The sequence below is a fragment of the Bacillota bacterium genome, from assembly GCA_024655925.1.
In the GTDB taxonomy this organism is placed as follows: Bacteria; Bacillota; DTU025; order DTU025; family JANLFS01; genus JANLFS01.
The window spans coordinates 19,256-44,353 of sequence record JANLFS010000007.1 but is presented as its reverse complement, the minus strand read 5'-3'; the positions used below and the strand labels follow the sequence as shown (position 1 = coordinate 44,353).

Below are 25,098 nucleotides of genomic sequence, written 5' to 3'. Positions count from 1 at the left end.
ACGGCCTCCATGGCGCCGTGACCCCCGCATCAGCTATGGGGCGTTCCGGGCCGGGCTATTCTTACGTATTTCCAGCGTCCCATCCTGAAGAGCCAAATGTACGCGATGCCCAGGACCACCTCGGAGATGGCGATACCCCACCAAAGGCCCTGGGTTCCGAAGCCCAGGTGTTGCCCTAGCAGAAAAGCGACGGGGATCTGGATCACCCACAGGTCGATGTTCTCAAGGTAGACAGGAACAAGCGTGTACCCAGCACCGTTCATTGCGCCTCTCAGGCACATGGTTATCCCCACAAACACGTGGACCAGGGCGAGCATCCTCAGGTAAGCCACGCCGTTTACGATAGTCTCGGGGTCTCGGGTGAACTGCCCGATCAGCCACGGCGCTGTTGTGAAAGCCACGGCGGAGGTGGCTGCCAGGATGAGGCACGTCATTCCGGTTGCGGTATACGCCGCACGTTCCGCGCCATCGGGATCTTTGGCGCCAAGCCTCTGGCCCACCAGGGCCCCACTTGCTATTGAGGCGCCTGTGGCAATCATCAGGGGGAACCCGGCGACGCGCGAACCGACCCCATACCCAGCCACGGCCGCAGTTCCGAAAATGGACACGATCCTGAGCATGACCAGGTGCGAGAAGCTCCTGGACACGGTCTGCGCTCCGACCGGCAATCCGATCCGCGCGATTTCGACGAACCGCTCCCATCTGAGCTTGGTCCTGACCATGCCGGTGATGTTGAAATGCCCCCTGTGCCGAACCTGCAACATGATCAGGCCAACTCCAACGCCCAACCCCTGGGCGAGAATCATGGCGAGCGCGGCCCCGTTCAGCTCAAGCCTGGGTATGGGCCCCCATCCGTAGATGAGTGCTGGGGCCAGGACCGCGTTGGCCAGGACCGCCGCCGCCATGATCTTCATTGGGGCCTTTGAATCCCCGAACGAATAGAAAGCACTGTAGATGACTCGCTTGAGAAGGTACACTAGTGACCCCAGAAGGATGATCCGGATGTAGCCCGCCGCGGGACCAACCACATCCGCCTCCCATCCCAGCAGGAGGATGAGCGGACGGGCCACTCCCGACCCAATCGGGCCTAGCAGCATATAGACGCCGACCGCCAGTATGAAGGTGTGGCAGAAGGCGGATATCGCCTCTTGAGGGTCGGCCGCCCCGACGTGGCGGGAGGCGATTGCCAAGTTCCCCGTCTGCAGCAGGCGAGCGATGGCCTCGAGGATGAGGGTGATCGAAGCGGCGACCGACAGCGTCGCAGTAGCTGCGGTTCCCAGTGGTTTCACCCACCACATCTCCAGCAATCGGAGACCGTTCTCCAGAAGAGACATGATTACTACCGGCCACACCAGGGCCCATACTTGGAGGCTCTCAGCGTACGAAAGAGACTTCTGCCAAGACAGCGACTTGCTCGGTAATGCCACTCGGTGCACCCCTCTAATATCTGGATGGCGAATCGGGCGGGCACACCTTCTACTTGGCGGCAGCGTCCCTGTCGTGCAACACCCTCACCGATTCTAGGGCAATTCGTATCATGTCCTGTTCCCCGCGACGGAAGATCTTCTCCACCTCGGGATCGGTTACTCTCTGCCCGGGCCTGTCGCTCACAGCCAGAATTGTGCCTGCTCGGACCTTGCGCCACTGAGCAACGATGAACAAAGTGGAGCTCTCCATCTCGACAGTGAGAACACCGGCTTGCTTGAGAAGGTCCGAGTGGTTGTCGTACTTCCGGCCATAGAAGGCATCACCAGAGACCGTGATGCCGACATGGCAAGGTATACCGCAGCTGCGTGCGGCGTCTCTCAAGGCATCCATCACATCCTGATGTGCGACGGCGGGGAACGGCGCCGGCAGGTAACACATGGACGTGCCGTCGTCCCGGTATGCAGCATTGGTGATAACGACGTCCCCTATGTTCAGGAAGTCCTGACGCGCTCCGCACGACCCCACACGGATGAAGGTGTGAACTCCGAGATTGGCAAGCTCCTCGACGGCGATCGCGACCTGCGGGCATCCCATGCCCGTGGAGCAGGCTGTTACAGGGGCTCCCTTGTACCGGCCGGTTATAATGCGGTACCCGCGGCTCTCGCTGACCAACCTGGGTTCCTCCAGGTGTGCCGCAATTCTGTCGACGCGGGCGTGGTCACCCGGGGCCAATACATAAGGGGCGAGGTCCTCGGGCTGGCAGTGAATGTGATGCTGTATCTTAGCCATGTGGGCTCCTCCTCCAGTGATGACGCTAGTGGGAATGGTGCCAGTGCGATCCAGGACCTACTCCGCCGAGCGCTCCGCGACGTACTTGGCTAGAGCCTGATCTAGCGCCTCAAGCCCCTCCACCATGTCCACGCAGCTGTTCTCGATCATTAGGTTGGTGAACCGGCTAACCTTCTCCTTGCATCCGTCGCGCGCATCGAAACGCACGGCTATGGACGGCTTCCCCTCTGCCCAGGCGTACCCGACTTCCCAGGCAGTGCCATCGTCGGTCTGGACACCGTCTATGACGCATATGACGAAATCGCACTGGTCCAGGCGCTTGACGTTCCAGTCGAAAATCGCCTTGCTGCGCTCAGCTTTGGACATGGATTCGTCGAGCTTGGCTCCACCTGCCGCACCTGGTGCATTGATCACTTCAACGTGCTTCTCGACCACAGGGATCATCGTGTTCTTGTACCACTCCCGCGTGGCTGGGCTGAAGATCAGGGGGTTTGCGATGTAAGCTTTGAGTTTGGCCATCGAGTGTTCGCTCCTTCGAGTGAGATTCAGCCGGTCTCGCCGTCTCTTCGTGTCGTGCGTTCACCGGCGGTTCAGTACCTGAGCATGGTGTCCATGTACAGGCGCCGGAACCGTTCAGGGTTTATGCTCATGACCACATCGACGTTGGGCTCCATTATCCCGAGCTTGTGCCCGCACCCGAAGCGCAGGTCGACCACGGTCATGCCACGGGTGTACTCACCTCTGGTCTCTATACCGACCGAGAGTCGTTGAATCTCGGCTATGGACGGGTCGATGGCCACGCCCACTGCGGCCGGGTCGCACATGGACAGTCTGGGTCTCTTCCACCGCTCAAGGCTCCTGCGCAACAGCTGCCCGGCCATCTGGCACCACGGACTATCCGCGTTCTCAAGGGTCGGGACGTCATCCGCCTCGATCAGCGCTCCCTCGCGGATCGGGTCCAAGGCCACCATGGTCTTGGGGATTCGGCTTCGGAAGACAATGTCGGTCGCCTCGGGGTCGACCCCAGCGTTGAACTCCGCGGCCTGGGTGATGTTCCCCACCGTCCACGTTCCCACCATCATCACCAGACGGCGTACCCGCTCCTCTATCCCGCGCTCCGCCGTGATCGCCATCGCGATGTTGGTCAGAGGGCCCAAAGTGATCAGCTCTACGGGCTCGTCCGATCCCATGACAGTCTTGACGATGAAATCTACGGCATGTTCTGGCCTTGCCGCCGTGACGGGATCGGGAAAGCCCACGTCGCCAAGGCCATCGTGGCCGTGTACGTGCTCGGCAGTCTCGAGGGGTTCCCTGAGAGGCCGGTACGCTCCCCTGAAGACAGGGACCGATGCGCCGGACCTCTCGACCACGACGAGCGCATTACGGGTTGTCTGGTCCAGGATCATGTTGCCCGCGACCGTGGTGATCCCTAGAACACTCCACTGGTCCGAGCGCAGGGCGAACAACAAAGCCAGCGCATCGTCGACGCCGGGGTCCGTATCAATGATGACGTTTCGTCGCAATTCGAACACCCATCCTTTCGTCGCCAGCATCCGGTGGAAAAGACGCCCACCTTACGCGCTGGCAGCTGTACTCTGTCTCTCCTGCACGTCTTCGCGGGCAGCCTTCTCCAGCGCGGCCTTGAGCCGTCGATTCTTGCGGACGGTGAATACCGTGAGGAAGACCAACGTGGCCACGTACGGCAGCATGGTGATGAACTGCGGAGGCATTATCCGGTCGGCCTGCAGGCGCCAGCCAATAGTGTCGACGAACCCAAACAACAGGCTCGAGAGGAATACTCCTGCGGGCTCGCCTCCTCCGAAGGTGTTGACAGACATGCCTATGAAGCCGCGTCCGGCGGCCATCTCGTCCGTGTACATCTGAAGGTGGGCCAATGACAGGTACAACGCTGCTAGAGCCGCAAACACACCGCTGGCCATCATGGCCCCAAACTTCATCCGGTCGACATTGATGCCCAGAGTCTCTGCGGCCTGGGGGTTCTCGCCGACGGCCCGGAGATGCCAGCCTGTCCTCGTCCGATAGAGGAATATGGTGGTGATGGGTATGAGGGCCCAGGCGAGGTAGGTGATGATGCTGTACCCACTGACCAGCGGGCCGAGTATCGGGATCTTCTCGATAACCGGAATATGAATGGGAGAAAGACCCATGATACTCGGATCACTGAACGCGCCCGCCTGCTTGAAGATGGCCCTGCACAGGAACATAGTCACCGAGACTGAGGTGATGTTGATCGCGATTCCCATGACAGTGGTGTTCGCGCGGAACTTGATGGAGAACAGCGCGAAGAAGCCACCGACCAGAAGACCCGTGAGCAGCGCCACCCCTACGCCGCCTATCGCGTGCCCGAGGAAGTAGCTCCCGGCCACGGCGGCGAAAGTGCACAGGTTGATCATGCCTTCGGCCGCAATATTCATGATCCCAGCGCGGCTGGTGATGAGAGCGGACAACCCAGACAGAATCACAGGAGTGGACAGACGAAGCATCCCCTGAAGATTGGCCAGGTTGAACACGTACCGCTTCAGTACTTGCCCTATCTGGGCCAGCATTACCTCATCCATTGCTTGCCTTCCCTCCTATGCTTCCCGACCCGCAGGGGCGCGGCGAGCCGTTTTCGGTCCAGATATCAGCTTGGCACTCTTCAGGAAGTCCCACAGACCGGGTGCCGCCATGAAGAAGATGATCAAGCCGATGAGGATGTCGATCAGTTGCCTTGGGACACCGGAATTCCACTCGAGCGCCACGGATCCCGCCTCCATGCTCCCGTAGAACAACGCTGCAGCCGTCGCGCCGACCACCGTCCGCCCGCCGAGCAGGGCCGCGAGGTTCCCCTTGAACCCAAACCCAACGCCGAACAACTGCTTGTAGCGGCGCCAGACGCCCAAGATCTCCACCAGCCCGCCGATGGCCGCTATGCCGCCGCTCACGACGAATCCCGTCATGAACGCCCGCCTCATATTAATGCCCGCGAACTCCGAGAACGGAAAGGACACACCGACCATCCGCCACTCGTACCCACGCCTGGTGTACTTGAGAACGAGGTAGAGTATGATAGCGGTGGCGAGGGCGAGGAAGATACCCACGTGCGCCTGGCTGCCCCTGCCAAGCCCTGGAACCAGCTCAGTGAACTGGGGCAACTTGACACTGTCCTTGACGAAAGGTGTTTCGGCAAGATGCGGCCCCACTCTGAGCACGTAGATGAGAAGGTAATCCCGGAGCTGGAAGGCAACATAGTTGGTCATGATCGTAGTCACGATCTCACTGATCTTGAGCCGCTCCCGGAGTATTGCAGGGACAACGGCCCAGAGCGCCCCGCCGAGGAACGCGGCAAGGAACGTTAAAGGCAAGTGGATGATCGCTGGAAGATCGAACGCATATCCAACGACTGTCCCGCACAGAGCACCGACGTAGAACTGACTCTCGATGCCCACATTGAACACGCCTGTTCGGAACGCCAACGTCGAAGCGAGGGCGGTGAATATGAGAGGGGTTGCCCTCTGCAGAGTAATGAAGAGGCTCCTCTGGCTGCCGAAGGCGCCCTGGATGAGCATTCCGTAGATCTCGATTGGGTTATGCCCGTACAGCAGGATTATAATCGAGCCGATGATCACGGCGATGGCCATGCTTACGCCCAGCCTGAACGAGCCGTAGAGGGCTCGCTTCACATGCTTCTTGAGCCCGTCAACAACTCTGCTCATGCCCCTCACCCTTCACTCCTGTATTGCCTCGATCCGTGATACCCGCCATCCACAGTCCAAGCCCTTCTTCCGTGGCCTTCGCGGCGTCTATGACGCCCACAATCCTGCCCTCATACATCACAGCAATCCGGTCGCTGAGGGACATGACCTCTCCCAGTTCAGCGGAGACCAGCAACACGGCAGCGCCGCGGTCCCGCGCCTCCACTATCCGGGAGTGCATGAACTCGATGCTTCCTATGTCCAAACCCCGGGTAGGCTGGGCCACGATAAGGAGTCTGGGATTGGTGCTGAGCTCCCGGGCGAGCACTACCTTCTGCATGTTGCCGCCTGACAGGGTGAAGGCGGGGACGTCCTTCCCCACCGCCCGGACATCGAAGTTCTTGATGGAATCACGAGAGAACTCAGCCATGGCCTTGAGGTTCAGAATCCCGTGCTTGCTCATGGGTTCCTTGAAGTACGAAACCCCTATCAAGTTCTCCTCTATGCTCGCCCGAGGGGCCAGGCCTCGCACGGCCCGGTCCTCTGGGACACACGCCATGCCGGACTCGCGCCTGTCGCGCACGGAGGCGGACGTTACTTCCTGACCGTGGATGATCACCTTGCCGTCCACCAGGGGCCGGAGCCCCACAAGAGCCTCCACCAATTCCCGCTGGCCGTTGCCTTCCACTCCAGCGATGCCAAGTATCTCGCCCTCCCGAACCTCGAGAGAGAGGCCACGTACGGCCATGAGGTACCGGTCATCGCGTACCCTTATGTTCTGGACCTGGAGAACGGGTTTGCCAGGCTTCGCAGGCTCCTTCTTCACACGCAGCAGAACCTCTCGCCCGACCATCATCCTAGCCAGGTCCGTGGGGTTGGTATCTTTCGTGTCCTTCGTCCCCACCACTTTGCCGGCACGCATGACGGTGACTCGGTCGGAGATTTCCATGACCTCGCGCAGCTTGTGCGTGATGAAAACGACTGTCTTGCCCTTGGCCACAAGAGATCGAATGACGCCAAACAGCTCACGTGTCTCCTGCGGGGTCAGAACCGCGGTAGGTTCGTCGAGAATGAGTATGTTGGCATTTCGATACAGTGTCTTGAGAATCTCGACCCGCTGCTGGACACCAACGGGCAAGTCTCTGACCCGGGCCTCCGGGTCGACCTTCAACCCGAACCGCTTCGATATCTCGACGACACTATCGTGCACTGCTGTCAGGTCCACGAACATCGAACGATGAGGTTCCGCTCCGAGCACGATGTTCTCGGCGACGGTGAATGAAGGCACCAGTTTGAAACTCTGATGGACCATGCCGATTCCGAGCGCGATGGCGTCGGAGTTCTTGCGGATCTGCACCGGCTGACCGTTGATCTTGATTGTCCCCGCATCTGGGCGATAGAGCCCATATAGCACGTTCATGATGGTGCTCTTTCCAGCCCCGTTTTCGCCCACGAGCGCGTGGATCTCGCCTTCGTTGATGGTCAAGTCCACATTGTCGTTGGCAACGACGCCAGGGAAGACCTTGCGGATGCCTCGCATCTCAACAGCTGGCTGCACTGGCTACAACCTCCTGATCTGAGTCCGCAGGAAGGCGGTTCTCCGCCCTCCTGCGGACAGTGGGGAACCCGCTATTACTTGGTCATGCCGCCGACCGGTGGAGTCTTGGTGACGGGGAAGACCTTCATGTAGTCCTCCACTCCGAACTCCCCGGCCTTGATCCGCTCCACAGCCTTACGGACCTGGGGCATTACCTCGTTCTTGAGCTTGGCAACCATGTCTTTGGGCCCTTTGTCCAGGAATTCGGTGTCCTCCTCATACAGATGGCAGGCCCCAACCAACCCTTCCTTCAGGCCGTATGCCTCGAAGCCAGTCTTGAGCGCGCCCTCGGACAGCTGCTTGCACTTGTTGAACACAACCATGTCCACTCTCTTGAGCATGCTCGTAATCACGTTGCCGGGCCTGATCCAGCACTGGTCAGAGTCCACGCCGATCGCGTACTTGCCCTTCTCGGCCGCGGCAGCGAGGACACCCTCGCCGCTCTTGCCCGCCGCGGCGAAGATGATGTCGCAACCTTCCTGGTACTGGGTAAGTGCCAGTTCCTTAGCCTTCGTCGGATCGTTGAACACGCCTACCCACCCAGTGACTACCTCAACCTTCGGGTTGGCGTACTTGACGCCCTGGATGTATCCATGCCGGAAACGGTTGAGAAGTGGGCTGTCCGATCCGCCGATGTAACCGACCTTGCCGGTCTTGGTCATCATCGCGGCTACCATACCCACGGTAAAGCAGCCCTCGTGCTCCAGGAAGTCCCCGCTGGACGTATTGGGAAGATCCGGCAGTTTCACAGCGGCGCCGAAGAAGTGGGTATCCGGGTATTCCTTGGCCACACGGGCGGCCCAGTCCTCAGAACCCCAACCCATCACGATGACCATGTCGTAGCCCTGATCTGCGAGGGCACGAGCAGTCAGTTCCATCTCGCCGGTATCCTTGTGCTCAAAAACCCTACCATCGATGTTCGGAAGCTTCTCGTTGGCCCACTTAATACCGCGGGCCGCGGAGTCCCAGTAGGAGCGGTCGCCCAGCAAGTTGACGAGCAATCCGACTTTGTACTTCTTGGCCTTCGGCGCGGCCGCCGCACCAACGACATCGACGGCCAGTGCGAATACCATGACTGCGGCCAGAAGAAGCGACAGCGTGCGACGAGACATAGAATGTTGCCTCCCCTTTGAATCTTGACGAATTCCCGTTGCGACTTAGATAACAAACCGACCAGTCAATGAGTCCGCCCTCATCCTGTGCAGTGATCACCCCCCCTTTGGTTGCATGGTGAACTCCGCGTTCACGGAGGAACGCGCACGTCAGAGACCAGCCCTCCGAAACACGGATTCGCGGGCCTCGAGTGCTCTTGCCATCACGTGCTCCTCGTCCACGCAGAGAATGCGCCGGTCGCGCATCAGGACGCTACCGGCAACGATGACATCACTCACATCGGCTGGCTGGATGAAGCTCACGTATGAATCGATGGTGGGCGTGATTGGAGAGAGATGAGACTGGTGCAGGTCTATGAGGATGATATCGGCCGCTTTGCCTTTCTCAATCGACCCGATCGTATCCGACATGCGTACGGCCGCCGCCCCTCCCGACGTCACGAAACCGATAAGGTCCCGGGCGCTCATTGCCGTGGCGTCATGCACGGGAAGGCCGAAGTAGCAGCGGCAGGCCAGGTAGAGCAGTCGCATGCTGGAGAAGAGATCCAGCGGCCCCCCAGCCGCGCCGTCACTGCCCATCCCGACCTGGGCGCCGAATTCCCGGAAGAGCGTGGCTTTGGGGAATCCGTGGCTCTGGAGGTTCGCCCTCGGACAGTGCACCGGGTGAGCGCCCCGTTCCGCGAGCATCCTGACTTCCCGGTCGGTAAGGAGAACCGAGTGGGCCGCTAGCAGTCGGTCGCCGGCCACACCCATGTCGTCCAGCCATTCAGCTGGCCTTCTGCCATATCTGACCAGACAATGGTCCACTTCCCCGCGGTGTTCCGCGAGATGGATGTGGATGCCGGTGTCCTTCTCTTTCGCCTTGTCGAGGACTCCTGCGACCAGCTCGGGGGTGGACGTCATGAGTTGCCGGAGCGCGAACCAGATTCGGATTCTGCCATCCCCAGCGCCGTCATACTCCGCGTGGAGTTCCTCGGTCCTGGAGATAGCATCGCCGGTGGATTCCTTCATCGACGTCGGAATGGCGTCTCCAGTGTCCATGGTCGAACGGGACAAGACAGCCCTCAGCCCGAGTTCTATCATTGCCTCGGCAACCTGGTCCATGTGCGGCCCACCGGAATCGGCAAAGCAGGTTATCCCGGCGCGGATCATCTCGACTCCCGCGAGCATGGCGCCGGCATGGACTTCATCGGGCCTCAGATTGCTCTCGAAGGGGACCAGTATCCTGGTCCAGATCATGGGTCGTTCGTTGAAGAGCCTTCCACGGAGAAGCTGCTGGCACACATGCGTATGAGCGTCAATGAGGCCGGGCATTAGAAGCTTCCCACTGCCGTCGACAGTCTCTCGGGCCCTGTACTTCCTTGCCATGTCCCCACGTGGGCCCATATCGACAATGCGCCCTCCGTGGATGGCGACAGCCATGTTCTGCGCTATCCCGCAGTCGCTGGTGAGCATCTCATCCGCACTTACCAGAAGATCAACGTCCGCAGGCATGTCCCCTGCCGCTTCCTTCACATCCATGGAACGTCCCTCCGTCTCGGTGATCATCACCGCATGGTATCGCCTTGACAGACGGCCAATAAACCCTAGGTTTCTTCAAGTGAAGCGGCAGTTTCACGGGCACGTTCAGAAGTCGGCCCGTGATACCCTAGCTCCCCGGATACCTGCTCCACCGTGGCCAGAAGAAGCTGGACCACTTGGTTGAGCTTCTCGTCAGGCATTCGAATTATCGGTGCGGACACGCTCATCGAGGCTATCACGGCCCCGGTGTGGTCCCGGATGGGAGCCGCCGGTCCTATGGACCCGAGGTCCACTTCTTGCGCGGTCACGCAGTAACCGTCGCGACGTATCTGCTCGAGTTGGGCACGGAGCACCACTGGGTCAGTAACCGTGTACTCAGTGAACCGCTTCAACGGGCGCGCCAGGATTCGCTCCACCTGCTCATCGGGGAGGTAAGCCAGAAGCAGCTTGGTGACGGCCCCTGCATGAAGAGGGACGCGGCTTCCCAACCGGGATGTGCATTTGAGTCCTTGAGAACTCTCGACCTTCGCGATGCACAAGGCCTGATCCCCATCAACGATGTGCAGCATCACCGTCTCGTTGACTGTTCTGACCAGCTCCCTCATGTAGGGAAGAGCCACGGTTCTGACGTCCATTCGCTCCAGGACTGTGTATCCCAGGTCGAGGCACCTGAGCCCGAGGGTATATGTCTTGGTGTGAGGGTTGCGCCGCACGTAGCCGCGGGCATCGAGAGACGAGAGGATTCGGTGGATGACGCTCTTGTGCATGCCTAGATGATTGGCTAGTTCGGTCACGCCCCACTCGTGCTGATCCACGGTGAAACACTCCAGCACGTCAATGATCCGGTCTGCTATGCGAAGGGTGCCTTTTTCATCACGTTTGGTGTTCATGATCGCACCTCGTTCCGCATATAAGAACGTTGTTCCTCAAATGAGAATTCTATACGGATCGCGGAATTCCTGCTGTACCAGAACAGAAAACCCTGGCTTCTCCATGCGATTCCTGAGGCTCAAGAGGAAGGCAGAGACAGCAGCCACGGGGTTACGTTTGAAGGCAATGGCCGACCTGGGAGAGCCCGCAGACCTAGGAGGTCTCCCCACTCGTTGACACTTCCGCGTCTCTCTGTTAGTATTTCGGTATCTTATGAAATACTGAAGGAGATTGACCGATGGACGAAGTCCAACAACGGCTATTCCAACTCCATGCAGAGATCTGCAAGACCCTCGCGAGTCCGAAGCGACTGGAGATCCTCCACTGGCTGCGCGGGGGAGAGAAATCCGTGGATGAACTCGCGGAGCTCACAAGGATGCAGAAGTCCAGCCTCTCGCAGCACCTGGCCTTGATGCGAGACAAGCGACTGGTGGAAGCCAGACGACAGGGATTATATGTCTTCTACCGAGTGAGCAACCTAAGAATCCTGCAAGCATGCGATATCTTGAAGGATGTTCTGAGGGAGTATCTTGAGGCAGCTCAGGAGATAGCGTCGCTTCTCGCCACCGACGACAAAAAGGCAAGCTTGACGGACGAAGGAGATCGCCAGTGAAAACAAGACAGACAGGCAACATCATTCAAGCATTCATCATCACCGTTTGGCTCGTATCGTTTGCCCTTGCCTTCGTGAACTTCGCCCGCTTTGGGAGCCTCATGTATCTGGGGCTCATCATGACGCTGGGCACCATGCCCCTGGCATGGAAATACGGACGGATATACTGCGGCTGGATCTGCCCCATGGGCGGTGTGCTAGACAACGTAGTGGCAAGGGCGTCGCGGGGAAACCGGCCGCCTCGGTGGATCAGGGCATCGCACCTGCGTATCGGGGCCTTCATATTCTTCGCCGGTTTGGGCCTATTCTATTGGCATCGCTTCCCGCGAGGCCTTGCGCTCGGATGGCGAGGGGTGGTTCTCGGCCCTCCCATGCTTCTTCTCATGTCCATGATGGTCGTAGCCGTTGCTGTGGGAATCCTCTACCGCAAGCGAGTATTCTGCGCTCACCTCTGCCCGGTCGGCTTCATCGTGGCCGGGATCTCCCGGGGAAGCGACTACGACCTTCGGCGAACCGAGAAGTGTCTAGACTGCGGCAAGTGCGAGCGCGTGTGCGTGCTGGACGACAAGACCTGGCCCGGCAAGAAGTCGGCTGGGCCGGAGTGCATTCGGTGTATGGAGTGTTCTTTCGCCTGTCCGGCTCAGGCCATCACCTTTGCCGACGGGCGCGGGGCTTCGTGATTTCAGGATAGACATACCACAGGGCCGGGCAGGCGCTTGCTTCACAGGCAAGCAGCTCACCCGGCCCCGTTGGCTCGACCCATGTCGAGGCCATGCTGCTCATCGCGGCCAGACATGCCCCCAGGTGAACCAGTCACCCATTTCTACTGCTTGACAGTCATGCTGTCTAACAGCTCTTTGAGTTTGGCTGGATCCATGGCGCGATCCGCGACTATGAACAGAACATCTCTTCCCGACTTGGTTATGTATGTGTCGACGGTCTTTGTCCAGGACAGGTCGTCGACGTACACCCTCATTCCGTTTGCCGTCCCCACCTTCGCCCTGGACTGAGTGAGGTTCACAGAGTCCCAGTATCGCCCCAATATGCCTTTCCAGACCACCCTGACAGCCTCATCGAGGGTAGACGCCGCGTTTTCGATGACACCGATCAGGACCTCGTACTCGATTTCTTTTTGGGTGGAGGGGTCGAAATACTGCCAGAGGACCACAGTCTGGCTCATGGCTCGGTCGGTCTGATTGAAGACCTCGAAATACGGCTCCATCTTGTCACCATGCGCGGTGGACAGGTGCTCCCATATTTCCGCGCCTGCAGGAACCTTGATCGTGAACTGGCCGCCTGTGGCGGAGAAGATCCTGGCTTGATCAGGGGGTGGCCCCGGAGCGTACGTAGGAGCGGGAGCTGGCGCTGGGGCCGGGGCCGACGGCGCGCTCGATGCGACGGGTTTCGCCGCAACGGGGCCCTGGGACGCCAGATTCCGCAGCATCCCGCGCTCCGTGGGCAGGAAGACGAGGGAGGAGAGCATTGCGTCGTACACCGATAGCCTCGCGTCGAACTCCTTGGGGGTATCCCTGACCGTCATGCTGTATCCGCCCCCGTCTATCACGGCCATCACCTCTACCGACTTGAGTGCAATGCCGCTTGTCGTCGTGAACGAGTAGACCACGATTGCAGCATCGGTCCCGCCCAAACGGATCGGCACAGGCCCGGACACAAGCGAGAAGGCCGGGAGTTCCGCACCGTACTTCTCGGCCAGAGCCGAGGCCAGCTTCATGGAGTCCCGAATGCTCTCGGGCACTGTGTAGAGCTCCACATACGCGTAGTCCTGCTCGTTGGGTCCGTAAAAGACCCAGTTCCGGTCGTCGGACTTCTCCTTCACGAAGCTCCAATCAGTGGGCAAAAGGAACCTGAAACTCATGCCCTCTTCCGCGAACATCACGAAGGTTGGCGCAGACGCCGACGCCTTGGTGGAGGGCGGTGCTGCAGAGGCGGCGGCAGCCTGAGCGATTGACATGATCAGAATGGCAATGACAAACAAGGCCGCAGGCCGGTTGTTACGCGTGATCATTCCAAACAAACCTCCTGGAGTCTCACATGACATGCGCTAGGTAGACCGGAATGAAGACTGCGACCGGGGTGTCATCAGAGATGGTGATTGCGTGGACCTGCTCGGGCACTGTGATCCCGAGCGCGGCACGGCCTGCCACATAGTAGTCGTAGCTGGCCCTGAATCTGGCCATGTAGCGCCCGTTGGGGAGCCTGCTCGACCCCAAGCCGACAGCCCCCACTGGGATCACTTGGTTCACCTGTCTCCCCGAATCTGTCACTCCCGTGACCGTAACCGTGCCGGAGTAGTTTCGGACTGCAAGATCTGACGCAAGGAACTTGGCTGTCTCCGCGGTGCCAATGCGAACCAGGCCATCCACCAGAGGGGTTTTCACGATGACAGAGACGGCATTGGAGCCGACCCCGCCCGCTGTCACCCGCACTTCAGCGTCTCCGCCGGGCGCGTGTTTCGGGAATCGGGCTGTGAGCGCCTCGGTTGACGCGGCCGCCACCTCCAGGTTGAGCTCGCCGGATGTGACAGTGAGCACGGATGCATCACGGGCGAAGTTGATGCCCTCAATGACCAAGTCCCCGCCGGGTCTCACAAATGTGGGGTTTGCGCCTTCGACAGGCGAAAGCGCCGGATTCCGAGTCCCCTGGATAAGCGGCACGGCTCCCGCGAACGCCACGCCCGGCCCCGGCGCCGAACGCGGCCGCCCTATCCTCCCTGCGTCGAAAACGGCCCACTTCTCACCTTCTCTCGTTGTCTTGAACCCTGCCGCCACGAGATCTCCCGAGTCACTCACGGCCATCACCGGGAAGAGCCTCGCAGTGCCGGCGTCAGCCCCGAACCTGGTCACCGCGTCTCGCGGTTCTGTGCCCGGTGCCCACCGGAACACCGCAGCAGAAGGGGACCTGGCCTCAGCTGCGGACATCGGCCTCTTGGTTCCGCTCATGAAGACGGCGCCAGACCCGTCTGCCGCGATCCCTCCTGAAAGATGCCACTCTGCGAGGAATCTCTCTACGGGCGACTCCGGCCGAACGCCCCTCCCCTGCCCCACTCTGAACACTCTGAACGCCCCTCGGTCCCAGACGGGTAGAAACGGCAGCAAATCAGGCCTGAGCGCAATGGAGTTCCCGGCGTAACAGAGAACCTGGTTGCGCAGGCCAGCGATTCGATCTCCAATGTCGCTAATGTGGGTCAGCCTCACTACTGAGCACGAGTGTTCCGCCGGTAAAGGATTCGGCTGCCCCGTGTCGGGCACCTTTACAGGTTGTCCTGTGACCGGGATGCTGGAGGACGTGTCGGACACAAGTCCCACTACACCGCCTGATCCCGGATCCGTCACGAGCGATATGACCCGCAGGTGGCTTGGGTAGGGCGTGGAGTAGAACCGCCCATCCGGCGCAAGGAGGTCCAACGATCTCGTGGTGGAGATCACGATATTCCCTGCGGGATCCACCGCCATGGCCAAAGGGGATCCCGATTCTTGCGTCCACGCGGCCAACACAAGTTCGAATTTGTCGGTTGAAGGGTAGTCCCAGCGATACAAGGAGTAGCCCGTGTCCTCCGGAGCCAGGTAGAATAGCTTGCCTGCCCCGTCGAACGCCATGGCCACCCCTTGCGGGCATTGGACCATCCTGGCTGAACCCGCGCCCACCTCTCCGACCGCAGGGCCTATGGGGACCGTGGTTCCCACCCTCGCGGGGGCACGCAACCCGCTGCTTCCAGCCGGCAAGACGCCCCAAGAAACGAGAAGCGCACGTGCGTCCGATGCAGCGGCGGCCGGGCGCATGGGAGCAACAGAAGTCATTGACAAGAGCATGAGGAACACAAGGAAGAGATGGGTCGACCCGGAGCTGCGGCCCTGTCGCCGCGCTTGCCGGGTGGCAGTAGAGAGAACGGACATGAAAGCGCCTCCAACAGGGGACGGGAGTAGACACGGACCAACGCCGTGTTTAGGTTGGTGCGCGTGGAACGGTAAGAGGAATTCTGTAGGGCCCGGCTGACTCCTTCGTCAGTACTCGCGCCAAGGAAGTTTTTTGTCGGGATGTCTGTTCTGCAGTCCTCCCCCGCTCTTCAAGAGGCGCATGTGTAGCTGAGTTCGGGCTTGATGCCACTATGTTCAGCCGTAATACTGGAATGCAGGACACCCTATCCCTTGTGATACACTTCCGCCATACAGTCGTGGACTGCCTTGTATCTGCCCAAGATGGTTCTGTATGTCAGGTGGTTGTCTGGGTTGGGGACGGTTGGGTCACTCAACCTGACACACTGGGTCACCGCAGTCCTCGCGTCTGCAAACACACCTGCACCTATGCCGGCCAACATTGCCCCGCCAAACGAGGAATCATCCACGCGCGGCTTGGACACGCTGCGCCCTATGGCATCGCAGATTATCTGACGCCACAGTGCGCTCCTGGCCCCTCCACCGATGACTCTAATATCATTGATGGGAATCGCAAGCTCTTCGAGAACTGACATGGAGTCCAGGAGGGACAACGCCACACCTTCCAGGACGGCCCTTGCGAAGTGCGCTTTCGAGTGCCTCATGGTTATGCCGGTGAAACTCGCCTTGAGGTGGGGGTCATTGTACGGTGAGAGTTCGCCCAGAAGGTAGGGATGGAACAGAAGCCCTTCGGCCCCGACCGGGGCTTTCGCTGCTTCTGAGTCTATCAGCTCGTACGCATTCTGGCCCGCGATCCTGGCAACTTCGGACTCGCACCCGCAGAACACGTCCCTGAACCATCTGAATGAGGAGGCACATGACTTCGTTCCTGTGCCTGGGTACCATCTGTCTCGCAGCACGTGTCTGTAGTTGAACAGGTGAGGGTGCGGATGCGGTCTCTCGGTGATCGCGCATACTCTGCCTGCCGTCGCCAGTTTCAGTGTCGCCTGGCCAGAGTCGAGCGCGCCCGCTCCGAACACCTCGAGCGCTGTGTCAGTGGTGCCTGTGACTACCAGAGTACGCGTGGAAAGCCCCGTCTCGACCGCAGCCGCAGGTATGATGGTTCCGACCACGCTCTCAGGTGGAGTCGTCGGAGGAAGGCAAGCAGCTGGCAACGAGAGAATCTCGCACAGCCGTTCCGACCATGCCTGTCGGCAAGGATCGAACAACATGGAGCCTGCGGCGTCTATCCAATCGGTAGAGCGTGTCGCCGTGAGTCTCCACCTGACGTAGTCCTTGGCGAACATGATGCTGGATACTCTGGCCCAGATATCAGGTTCATTCTCTCTCACCCATTCAAGCTGGGGCAGAGTCCAGACGGGGCTTACTTTGTTGCAGGTGATCTCCAGGATTTCCTCGCCCAACTCACGATGCAGCCTTTCAGACTGAGGGGCACTTCTCTGGTCTGTCCACAGGATGGCCCGCCTCACCACGGCCAGCTTGTCGTCTAGAAGGACAGCAGTGTGGGTGGCAGCGCTCACGCACATAGCTGTTATATCCTCCGCCGGGACTCCTCGCCCGACAATGTCCCTGAGAAGGGCACATGCCGAATTGTACCAATCCTCAGGGTCCTGTTCAGCCCACCCCTCTTTTGGGTAGTGAGTCGGGTATTCCCGAGTGCCTGAGTAGATGACGTTCCCCTGGAAGTCCATTAGTGTGGCCTTACAGCCGCCAGTCCCGATGTCCAGACCAAGGAGGTACATTCCTCACACCTCGCTGCCTGCGTCGGAGCTATCGTTACTTGACAAGGAAGTCCCAGTTACCGGCCCATGAGTACCGAGGGTCAGGATGCAGTACCAACGGCGTCCTCTCAAGCGCAGGTGCCATGATCCAGAGCACGCACACCGCATCGCCCGGTGATGCTGCCACAGGGTGATACCCTCTGGGGACGACTATGGTGTCGTTATCCCGGACCATTCGGGTCTCGTTTATGGAGCCGTCGTCGGTGTAGATCAGCTGCAACCCAAACCCATGAGACGGCCTGATGCGGTAGAAGTAGATCTCTTCCTCCTCGTCATGGTTGTGGGGCGGGAGTGTCCAGTGGCCCGGGGGGAAAATGACTTCGCCGACGCGCAGTGTGTGTGCCCCTGTCCGTGGCTCTACCATGTAGTACGCGTCGCGTCTCCAGTGGAACTGCCCCACCGACCTGTAAGAAACCTCGTCAGGCCGGACAAGCCTCACCGATCCCCTCTTGTCACAAGGAGTGGAGCAGACGGCGATATCCGCCCAGGACCTGGTAGTCACCGTGTACTCCGTGCCCGGTGGCAGGTAAACGGTGTGGGCCGGGCCCGAGAACACGTCCTGCCGGTCGCCGATGTCGCGGAAGACACTTCCGCCAGCTTCCACCGTGCATCGTCCGCTCAGGATGACAAGTCCGACCTCGTTCCCCTCGGTGCGGCCCTTGTAGGACTTACCTTCGCCTAGGTATAGCAGGCCGAAGTCTATTTTGACGCTCTCACCCTTTGCCTTCTCCACGATAGGCGTGTACCCCTCACGCTGGATATAGGGCTTATGTACGATCACGGTTCAACGCCTCCTAAGTGTGTGTTCACCGGGTGCTACTACGCCTGCTCAGACTCTGGCCTCAACCAGAGGGGCCAGGTACCGGAAACTCATCTCAGCGGTTTCCACCGGGTCCAGCCCCCACAGTTCCACTGAGATGGCTCCTTCATAGCCTCCTTCCATGAGGCATCGCACGACTCCGGGCAGATCCCGGGCGCCAGCCCCAGGCACTCGCCTTTCAGTGCCAGTCGCTGATGCATCTTCCATGTGCACGTGGAGGAGCGAGTTGCCATACTTGCGGATGACGTCCGCCGGTTGCTCGCCTTCTGCCCACACGTGAAACGTGTCCATGGTGAACCCAACGTTTGCTGCACCAACATCGGACTTCATCCTAAGGGCCTGGTCGGAGTTCCACAGCAGATTCGATGAGCATCGCCGGATCGCCTCCACTGCGAGGGCAACCCCTTCCTTTCTCCCGACTTCGGCCGCAGCCGCAAGGGTCTCACATGATCGCTTCCAGGCCTCCTCACTCGAGGTGCCGCGGATCACGTATCCCGCGGGGTACACAACCAGAGGAGAGCCCAGGTCCGCCGCGAGCCGAACACACGAAAGCACGTGATCCCGGGCATCCTTGTACTCGTTTGGGAAGGGGCTTGCGGGGTTCAGGGCCGGGGCAATCAGCGGACACACAGCCGACACTCGAAGGCCGAGGTTGTCCAGCTCCTTCCTGATGGTGCGGCGCGTCGAGCCATCCAGGTCAGGTGGCCACGCGTGCGGGCGTGCCGCAGTCATCTCGACGCCGGAATACCCTATCCGGGCAATAGCACTTGCTGCATCCATGAGACTGTAGGCGTTGCTCCATACGCCGGCCGGACTGAACGCAATGCTGTGAAAGCAGAGATACACTGGGCGCAACCTCCTAGTCCATTCCGCTTCCCTTATCTGAGAAGCAGGCGTGGGAGGAACAGGGTGATGTCAGGGAAGTATGTAACAAGCATCAGGACTGCTATGAGAATCGCCATGAACGGCAGAGTGGCTTTGACGACGCACTCAAATGGGCGCTTGGCTATATCAGAGACAATGAACGTGCACAGTCCAACCGGAGGAGTCAGAAGCCCGATCATGAGATTCAGCACCATCACAACTCCGAAGTGCACCCGGTCTATGCCGAACGCCGTGATCATGGGGAGGAGGATGGGAACCAGCACTATCAGGGCAGGCGTGGTGTCCATGAAACACCCGACAAGCAACAGGAGAAGGTTGATGATCAGAAGCAGCACATACCGGTTGGGCGATATCGACGTCATCGCCTGGGCGATAGCCTGTGGTATCCCTTCGTAAGTGAGTATCCACCCGAAAACCGTGGCGGTGCAGGACAGGAGTGCTACCATGCCCACGGTCCGGGCGACTCTACCTATGATACGCAGTACGTCCCTGGGGGTCATCTCCCTGTATACGATCAGCCCCAGGAAGAGGGCGTAGAGCACTGCTATCACGGCAGCCTCAGTGGGTGTGCACACTCCGAGCACGATTCCGCCCAGAATCAGGACCGGAGTGGCCAATGCCGGGACAGCGTACATGAACGACCTGAGTGCCCCGTGAAACGTGGGCTTCTCACACACCCCATACCCTCGTTTCAGGGCTATCACATACACCACTGCCATGAGTGACAGGCCCATCAATATGCCCGGGATGGCTCCGGCGAGGAACAGCGCTCCGACGGAGACGTTAGCCATCGCGCCATACAGAACAAAAGGAATGCTCGGCGGTATGATGGGGCCCACCGTGGAGGATGCCGCGGTTATCGCGGCCGAGAAGTCCGGGTCATACCCGTCTTCGCGCATTGCCTGTATCTCGATGGTGCCCAGGCCCGCGCTGTCTGCCACCGCGGAGCCACTCATGCCGGCGAAGATCATGCTCGCCACCACGTTCGCGTGGGCGAGGCCGCCCGGTATGTGGCCGGCGACAGTCTTTGCGAAGTCGAATATGCGGACAGTGATGCCGCCGAGATTCATTAGCTGCCCAGCCAGGGCGAAGAACGGTATCGCCAGGAACGGGAAGGTCTCATACAGACTCATCATGATGCGCGGCATTGTGGAAAGGGGGATCCCGTTCAGCACGAAGAAGGCGACGCAGGAAGCGCCCAGCGAGAACGCTATGGGGATGCCCATGACAGTCAGAACCCCGAAGGCGATCAGAAGCCACCATCCGCTCATCGGTCTCCCCCCTCAGGTGGTGTTCCGCGTTTCATCTGGTCCAGAGTGTAGAGTATCGACGCCAGGAACCCAGGGACGATGGCAACCAGGAGCCACCATAGGGGGACCCCGAGACTGTACATCCTTATGGTACCCATGATCCGCGGCATCTGGAGAGTTTGCCAGCCGACTGCGGCACAGAACAGCAGGATGATGACCTGGCTGAAGAGCGTCAGCGCCCGCCGTACTCGAGCCGGTGCCTTATCGGCAAAGAAACTGACCCTCAGATGAGATTGCTCGCTGGTGGCAAGTGCGACTCCTAAGTAGGAAAACCATGCGTACGAGAGTCTGGCCAGTTCCTCGCTCCACATCAGCGGTTTGCCGACCACATACCGCATGACAATCTGAAGAGTCACGACCGAGACCATGATTATCATGACCGCCCGGACCCCGAGCTCTAGACCCACGGAGGTGGCCTTCAGAAGAGCCTTCAACCCTCGTCACTCTCCTCTCCGCCGGAGTGCGGCACCTGGAGCTGAGTGGGACCTTCCTGTGCCCGGCATCACGGGCATGAGTCACGCAGGATGGTCCCGCTCAGCGCTGGAGGACGTCCCTCCCGCTAGTTGAGGGACTTCAATACGCGGTCATAGAATCCCTTGGGCCAGATGCCCTTCTCTTCTAGCACGTAGGGCGCCCGCTGCCCTTTCGCCCAAAATGCATCCTTATCTACCTCGATGAAGGTGACCCCGGCCGCCTTCATCTTCTCCATGTACTCCTCCTGAAGCTTATCGACCATCTCCTTGTTGTAAGCCCCCGCTTCGGCGGCCGCCTCCTCCAGGGCGCGCTGCTGAGCCGGGGTAAGGCTCTGGTAGAACTTCTCGTTGACGCCCAATGCCAGAAGCTCGGCCAAGTGAGAAGTCAGGGAGATATACTTGGCGCATTCGTAGAACTTCTGCGCGTAGATCAAGTCCAGAGGGCACTCCATAGCATCGACAACTCCCTGTTGAAGAGCCAGGTAGACCTCACCGAACGCGACGGGAGTCGGAGATGCCCCTACAGCCTCCCATGCGGCGATGTATGATGGGGTCTCTGGGACACGGATCTTCAATCCCTTCACGTCTTCCACCGATCTGATGGGCTTCTTGGAAAGCAGTTGCCGGGCTCCGCGCCGCCAGCCGCCAACAGAGATGAGTCGAATGCCGTGATCCTTTATGAGTTTGGCCCTTATCTCCTGCCCGGCAGGACCGTTGATTACCCGCGCGTTCTCATCAAAGCCCCGGAGCGCGAAAGCTGTGTTGAAGAGGAAGAACTCAGGGACCAGGTGGCCGGGGAAGCCCAGTCCGTTCACGTGACCTTCCTGGAGTCCCTGTTTGAGGTTCTGAAGCTGTGTGAAGAAGCTGCCTAGCTGGTTCATGGGGAATATCTTGACGGTGATCTCCCCGTTGGTCTTCGCTTCAACCAGTTCTGCGAACTTGAGGAGCGCTATGTGATCGAGACTCTCAGTGCTCCCCTCGTGTCCCACCCGCATTACCCTGGCTCCGAGCACGCCTCCTGATATGCAGGTCAGAAGCGCTAACACGGCCAGTGAGACAAGCAGTTTTCTCATGGATCCTGCCTCCTCTCGTTATTCGCGCGACGTTCGCTGACCGCATTTCATTGTCCGGCAAGGTTTCCTGTGAGATTTGGTCTGCCGACTTGGGTTCTAGGAGTCGCGCCACCCCCTCTCTGACGTACTGCCGTTTGATCGCGCGAGGGCCTTTCGTCCCAGTGCATCAGCAGCATGTATGGCTCCCGTGAGGGACTCTTCTGTCACCGGGAAAGGCATGTTGTGAACGTAGCCGCCAGGCTCGCATGCCTTCCGCACAACCTTGCCGAGAGCCTCCTCAACGCCGTTTGTGATACGAAGCTGAGCCAACGTGACGGGGAGTCCGACCTCGACGCAGAAGTCCTGAATACGCGAGATTTCCCAAAGAGGCCGGTCTTCCAGTATCAACTGGACGATCAGGCCGAAGACCGCCCTCTCGCCGTGGTACACAGCCTTCAGCTCAGGAAGGACGGTGAACGCGGCGTGCAGGCCATGACCGACCGCGGTGCCTCCTCCCCCTTCCGCGCCCAGCTCGCTGAGGAACAGAATGGCCTCGACTGTATCCTCGAGAGCAGGGGTAACACGCTTGTGCTGGACAGACATCATGGCGAGAGATCCCTTCTCCAGGATGATCTCATGGGCCATCTCCGAAATCGCCAAGGCTGTGTCGCTTGGCCTGGTCCCGTGCACAGTCAGTTTGCCAGAGAGTTGCATTGCACGGCCTTCGTATTTCGGGCAGAGCGCGTCGCCCATCCCCGCCACGAGAAATCGGACCGGGGCTTGCGCAATAATCCGTGTGTCGACCACGGCAAGTTCGGGAGTCCGACCCACCTTCACTGCGTACCTGTAGGAATGGTCCTCCGAGTATACTGCCGCCAAGCTACTAGTAGCGGAGTTGGTCGCAGCAATGGTCGGTATGGACACCAAGGGCAATTCAAGGAAGTGACTCACCATCCTGGCAGTGTCTATACACTTGCCTCCGCCAGCGCCCGCAATCAGAGCGACATCACTGGAGACCGCGCGCTCACGCACCCGATGGATTTCTTCCTCGGAACACTCTCCTCCAAACAGGCAAGGGACAGCGCACAGGCCGGCGTCTGCAACGCTCGATGCAAATTGGTCGTGCGTGAGTCCCATCACGATCTCGTCAGCCAGGAAGAGCACCTTCCCGCGTTTGACCGGCATGAACTCACCACATCGAGATAGAGCGCCGGGGCCTTGTATGTACCGCCCGACCGCGAACTGCCCTCTAATCATGCGGTCCACCCCCGATTCGTCTCAAGGCTCATCGGGTCACGCACCAGCCTGCCCTGACCCGCCAAGAAGCCGGATCTTCGACCTCATCTCTGCCTTTGCGGCCTCGCGTCCAGCCTGCATTATCGCAGCCGGGGAGACCCAGAGCTTGCCGGGAGAGACCTCTTCCTGCAGGTTGTCGAGTGCGTTCCGAAGTCCGGTGACGAACGCCTTGTAGGGTTTGAAGGCGATGTTATACTTGCAGATGCCTGCCTGAACTACGGTTCTCATATCGTCGTCAACCACTGCGGCTCCTCCGTGCAGCACCAACGGCACCCGTACTGCCTTGCGTATTCTGTGAAGGAGGTCGATATCCAGCTCCAGGGGAACCCGTCTCATATAGTGAACAGTGCCAATGGAGACAGCCAGACAGTCAATCCCACTGCGTTCACAGTACTCAGCCGCCTCGGCAGGGTCTGTGTAGGAGCGGTCACCCCCCTCCGATGGGCCCTCAGCCTCAAGCCCGGGCACACGGCCGATCTCCCCCTCGACACATGCCCCGTAGTCCCTGCCCATGCGCACGGCAATTGAGCTCACCCTGATGTTCTCCTCAAGGCTCAGGTGGCTTGCATCTATCATTACCGAGGTGAACCCGGCTTCCAGGCACTCGCGAACTATGTCGAGCGAACCGCCGTGATCCAAGTGCAATCCGATGGGTACCGAAGCCTCCTCGGCCAGTCGTCTCACGTAGTTGGCGATGTGTGTCAAACCCATCGACCTCAAAGCGGGTTCCACCGCCTCGACAATCACCGGCGCCCTCTCGGCCTCGGCCGCCTCGATAGCCGCTCGGGCCACGTCGAAACACTCCACGTTGAAGGCACAGATGGCATACTTACGCTCGGTTGCTGTCTTGAGCATGTCGACCACTCTCGCCAGGGGCATAGCACTCAACCTCCAAGAAAAGGACTCTTCATAGTTCGAGAATTGACGCCACGAGTTCGGCAACGTCGAGTACCTCAAGCCCATCTCCTGCAGCCTCTGAGAGGTGATGCTCACACGACGGGCATGTGGACACGAGCACGCCTGCGCCTGTCTCAAGGGCTTCGCCTGCCCGGGTCGTGGCTATGGGTTCTCCCACTTCCGGGTAGAGGGTGTGTACTGAGGCGCCGCCACAGCAGTGGGCGTGATCCCTTGCCCATCGCATTTCCCGAAGCTCCACCCCGGGAAGACTCCCAATAACCTCTCGCGGAGTTTCATACTTGTGCAGGATTCTCCCCATCGAGCAGGGATCGTGATAGGTGACAACAAACTTGTCGGAGGCGTGGGGGACCCCATCCGCTCTCGGCCCAGCGTTGAGACCACCGTCTGTCAGTAGCCGAAAGATAAACTCTGATGAATGGAGTATCTTGAGCTCACCGCCTAGGTTGACCCCCAGGTCAGGATAGACATCCCGGAAGGCCCAGACGCATGTGGGGCAGAGAGACACGAGCACCTTGCATTCAGTGGACGCGATTGAGGCACCGATTCCTACCGCCTGTTCCCTTGCTTCTTCCCGGAAACCCTCATCGTACAGAGGCAGCCCGCAGCATACCTCGTTCTCAAGCATGGTGAAGCGGACATGGGCGACATCGAGGATCTTCACCATGGCATCGATGATTGAAGGTCTCAAAGATCTCGCCGCGCAGCCAGCAAACAGAAGCACGGGGGATTGTGAGCGATCGGCGAGACCGGGCGAGGCCCCGCGCGAGTTGACCACGCCGGCCCCGAGCTTTCGTAGCAGCTGCGAATCCCACGGGGTTCCACCTTCCCGAATGGACTCGCGCATGAGCATCGCTCCCGATGGAGCCAGACCGCTGTGCACCAGGTCCTCGCGGGCAGCTCGAACCAGTGTCGGCATATCGTACGCGCCCACACAGAACTCCTTGCACAGCCCACACAGTGAACA

Annotated in this window: 23 protein-coding genes; 2 read left to right on the top strand and 21 right to left on the bottom strand. The window is 59.9% G+C overall.

The genetic code is table 11. The annotated features are described in order from the left end of the window. Nucleotides 1-29 precede the first annotated feature (29 nt). The 10 genes from NUW23_01940 to NUW23_01895 all read right to left on the bottom strand — a co-directional run bounded on the left by NUW23_01940 (nucleotide 30) and on the right by NUW23_01895 (nucleotide 11,032). Nucleotides 30-1,334 (bottom strand): MATE family efflux transporter, encoded by a 1,305-nt coding sequence (locus tag NUW23_01940; protein ID MCR4424941.1) that lies wholly within the window; start codon nucleotides 1,332-1,334, stop codon nucleotides 30-32. A gap of 142 nt (nucleotides 1,335-1,476) precedes the next feature. Beyond that, on the bottom strand, nucleotides 1,477-2,217 hold the full coding sequence (locus tag NUW23_01935; GenBank protein MCR4424940.1) for a nucleoside phosphorylase: 741 nt from the start codon (nucleotides 2,215-2,217) through the stop codon (nucleotides 1,477-1,479). Between the two features lie 57 nt (nucleotides 2,218-2,274). Then, nucleotides 2,275-2,736 carry a nucleoside 2-deoxyribosyltransferase gene (locus tag NUW23_01930; GenBank protein ID MCR4424939.1) on the bottom strand — a complete coding sequence of 154 codons (462 nt, stop codon included), beginning with the start codon at nucleotides 2,734-2,736 and terminating at the stop codon, nucleotides 2,275-2,277. A 71-nt stretch (nucleotides 2,737-2,807) separates the two neighbouring features. Next, nucleotides 2,808-3,740, bottom strand: coding sequence for a nucleoside hydrolase (locus NUW23_01925; GenBank protein ID MCR4424938.1), 933 nt, complete (start codon nucleotides 3,738-3,740; stop codon nucleotides 2,808-2,810). A gap of 51 nt (nucleotides 3,741-3,791) precedes the next feature. Then, a complete protein-coding gene (locus NUW23_01920; protein ID MCR4424937.1) occupies nucleotides 3,792-4,796 on the bottom strand; it encodes an ABC transporter permease in 1,005 nt (334 codons plus the stop codon). A gap of 15 nt (nucleotides 4,797-4,811) precedes the next feature. Next, on the bottom strand, nucleotides 4,812-5,933 hold the full coding sequence (locus NUW23_01915) for an ABC transporter permease (protein ID MCR4424936.1): 1,122 nt from the start codon (nucleotides 5,931-5,933) through the stop codon (nucleotides 4,812-4,814). Next, complete coding sequence (locus tag NUW23_01910; protein MCR4424935.1) at nucleotides 5,917-7,470, bottom strand: ABC transporter ATP-binding protein; 1,554 nt, start codon at nucleotides 7,468-7,470, stop codon at nucleotides 5,917-5,919. The genes NUW23_01915 and NUW23_01910 overlap by 17 nt, the downstream gene beginning before the upstream one ends. A gap of 74 nt (nucleotides 7,471-7,544) precedes the next feature. Then, nucleotides 7,545-8,621, bottom strand: a complete 1,077-nt coding sequence (locus NUW23_01905; protein ID MCR4424934.1) for a BMP family ABC transporter substrate-binding protein — start codon at nucleotides 8,619-8,621, stop codon at nucleotides 7,545-7,547. A gap of 150 nt (nucleotides 8,622-8,771) precedes the next feature. Continuing rightward, nucleotides 8,772-10,142, bottom strand: coding sequence for an amidohydrolase (locus tag NUW23_01900; GenBank protein MCR4424933.1), 1,371 nt, complete (start codon nucleotides 10,140-10,142; stop codon nucleotides 8,772-8,774). Between the two features lie 65 nt (nucleotides 10,143-10,207). Further along, entirely contained in the window at nucleotides 10,208-11,032 is an 825-nt protein-coding gene (locus tag NUW23_01895; protein MCR4424932.1) for an IclR family transcriptional regulator, read from the bottom strand. 278 nt (nucleotides 11,033-11,310) lie between these two features. Here NUW23_01895 and NUW23_01890 point away from each other — a divergent pair, with 278 nt between their 5' ends. Together NUW23_01890 and NUW23_01885 are read left to right on the top strand one after the other, a co-directional pair. Next, the gene (locus tag NUW23_01890; GenBank protein ID MCR4424931.1) at nucleotides 11,311-11,685 is read left to right on the top strand and encodes a metalloregulator ArsR/SmtB family transcription factor; all 375 of its coding nucleotides are present in this window, start codon (nucleotides 11,311-11,313) and stop codon (nucleotides 11,683-11,685) included. After that, a complete protein-coding gene (locus tag NUW23_01885) occupies nucleotides 11,682-12,365 on the top strand; it encodes a 4Fe-4S binding protein (GenBank protein ID MCR4424930.1) in 684 nt (227 codons plus the stop codon). The genes NUW23_01890 and NUW23_01885 overlap by 4 nt, the downstream gene beginning before the upstream one ends. A 143-nt stretch (nucleotides 12,366-12,508) precedes the next feature. Here NUW23_01885 and NUW23_01880 read toward each other — a convergent pair whose 3' ends face one another. The 11 genes from NUW23_01880 to NUW23_01830 form a co-directional block, all read right to left on the bottom strand. Further along, nucleotides 12,509-13,711, bottom strand: coding sequence for a hypothetical protein (locus NUW23_01880; protein ID MCR4424929.1), 1,203 nt, complete (start codon nucleotides 13,709-13,711; stop codon nucleotides 12,509-12,511). Nucleotides 13,712-13,733: 22 nt separating this feature from the next. After that, the gene (locus tag NUW23_01875) at nucleotides 13,734-15,599 is read right to left on the bottom strand and encodes a hypothetical protein (GenBank protein MCR4424928.1); all 1,866 of its coding nucleotides are present in this window, start codon (nucleotides 15,597-15,599) and stop codon (nucleotides 13,734-13,736) included. A 245-nt stretch (nucleotides 15,600-15,844) separates the two neighbouring features. Continuing rightward, nucleotides 15,845-17,341 carry a xylulokinase gene (gene xylB, locus NUW23_01870; protein MCR4424927.1) on the bottom strand — a complete coding sequence of 499 codons (1,497 nt, stop codon included), beginning with the start codon at nucleotides 17,339-17,341 and terminating at the stop codon, nucleotides 15,845-15,847. A gap of 34 nt (nucleotides 17,342-17,375) precedes the next feature. After that, nucleotides 17,376-18,161 carry a 5-deoxy-glucuronate isomerase gene (locus tag NUW23_01865; protein MCR4424926.1) on the bottom strand — a complete coding sequence of 262 codons (786 nt, stop codon included), beginning with the start codon at nucleotides 18,159-18,161 and terminating at the stop codon, nucleotides 17,376-17,378. Between the two features lie 48 nt (nucleotides 18,162-18,209). Continuing rightward, the gene (locus NUW23_01860) at nucleotides 18,210-19,046 is read right to left on the bottom strand and encodes a sugar phosphate isomerase/epimerase (GenBank protein MCR4424925.1); all 837 of its coding nucleotides are present in this window, start codon (nucleotides 19,044-19,046) and stop codon (nucleotides 18,210-18,212) included. Nucleotides 19,047-19,078: 32 nt separating this feature from the next. Then, nucleotides 19,079-20,356 (bottom strand): TRAP transporter large permease, encoded by a 1,278-nt coding sequence (locus tag NUW23_01855; protein MCR4424924.1) that lies wholly within the window; start codon nucleotides 20,354-20,356, stop codon nucleotides 19,079-19,081. Next, entirely contained in the window at nucleotides 20,353-20,829 is a 477-nt protein-coding gene (locus NUW23_01850; GenBank protein MCR4424923.1) for a TRAP transporter small permease, read from the bottom strand. Before NUW23_01850 ends, NUW23_01855 begins: the two co-directional genes overlap by 4 nt. 125 nt (nucleotides 20,830-20,954) lie before the next feature. Beyond that, a complete protein-coding gene (locus NUW23_01845; protein ID MCR4424922.1) occupies nucleotides 20,955-21,941 on the bottom strand; it encodes a TRAP transporter substrate-binding protein in 987 nt (328 codons plus the stop codon). Between the two features lie 96 nt (nucleotides 21,942-22,037). Further along, nucleotides 22,038-23,177, bottom strand: a complete 1,140-nt coding sequence (locus NUW23_01840) for a glycerol dehydrogenase (protein MCR4424921.1) — start codon at nucleotides 23,175-23,177, stop codon at nucleotides 22,038-22,040. 36 nt (nucleotides 23,178-23,213) lie between these two features. Then, complete coding sequence (locus NUW23_01835; protein ID MCR4424920.1) at nucleotides 23,214-24,095, bottom strand: class II fructose-bisphosphate aldolase; 882 nt, start codon at nucleotides 24,093-24,095, stop codon at nucleotides 23,214-23,216. 28 nt (nucleotides 24,096-24,123) lie between these two features. Continuing rightward, nucleotides 24,124-25,098: (Fe-S)-binding protein (locus NUW23_01830; protein MCR4424919.1), on the bottom strand; the 975-nt coding region annotated here is incomplete at its 5' end.

Coding starts and splice junctions, on each gene's coding strand:
- NUW23_01930 (MCR4424939.1), bottom strand. CDS start 2,736: ATGGCCAAACTCAAAGCTTACATCGCAAACCCCCTGATCTTCAGCCCA.
- NUW23_01890 (MCR4424931.1), top strand. CDS start 11,311: ATGGACGAAGTCCAACAACGGCTATTCCAACTCCATGCAGAGATCTGC.
- NUW23_01900 (MCR4424933.1), bottom strand. CDS start 10,142: ATGGATGTGAAGGAAGCGGCAGGGGACATGCCTGCGGACGTTGATCTT.
- xylB (MCR4424927.1), bottom strand. CDS start 17,341: ATGTACCTCCTTGGTCTGGACATCGGGACTGGCGGCTGTAAGGCCACA.
- NUW23_01905 (MCR4424934.1), bottom strand. CDS start 8,621: ATGTCTCGTCGCACGCTGTCGCTTCTTCTGGCCGCAGTCATGGTATTC.
- NUW23_01840 (MCR4424921.1), bottom strand. CDS start 23,177: ATGATTAGAGGGCAGTTCGCGGTCGGGCGGTACATACAAGGCCCCGGC.
- NUW23_01920 (MCR4424937.1), bottom strand. CDS start 4,796: ATGGATGAGGTAATGCTGGCCCAGATAGGGCAAGTACTGAAGCGGTAC.
- NUW23_01845 (MCR4424922.1), bottom strand. CDS start 21,941: ATGAGAAAACTGCTTGTCTCACTGGCCGTGTTAGCGCTTCTGACCTGC.
- NUW23_01915 (MCR4424936.1), bottom strand. CDS start 5,933: ATGAGCAGAGTTGTTGACGGGCTCAAGAAGCATGTGAAGCGAGCCCTC.
- NUW23_01880 (MCR4424929.1), bottom strand. CDS start 13,711: ATGATCACGCGTAACAACCGGCCTGCGGCCTTGTTTGTCATTGCCATT.
- NUW23_01835 (MCR4424920.1), bottom strand. CDS start 24,095: ATGCCCCTGGCGAGAGTGGTCGACATGCTCAAGACAGCAACCGAGCGT.
- NUW23_01895 (MCR4424932.1), bottom strand. CDS start 11,032: ATGAACACCAAACGTGATGAAAAAGGCACCCTTCGCATAGCAGACCGG.
- NUW23_01855 (MCR4424924.1), bottom strand. CDS start 20,356: ATGAGCGGATGGTGGCTTCTGATCGCCTTCGGGGTTCTGACTGTCATG.
- NUW23_01875 (MCR4424928.1), bottom strand. CDS start 15,599: ATGTCCGTTCTCTCTACTGCCACCCGGCAAGCGCGGCGACAGGGCCGC.
- NUW23_01935 (MCR4424940.1), bottom strand. CDS start 2,217: ATGGCTAAGATACAGCATCACATTCACTGCCAGCCCGAGGACCTCGCC.
- NUW23_01940 (MCR4424941.1), bottom strand. CDS start 1,334: ATGTCTCTTCTGGAGAACGGTCTCCGATTGCTGGAGATGTGGTGGGTG.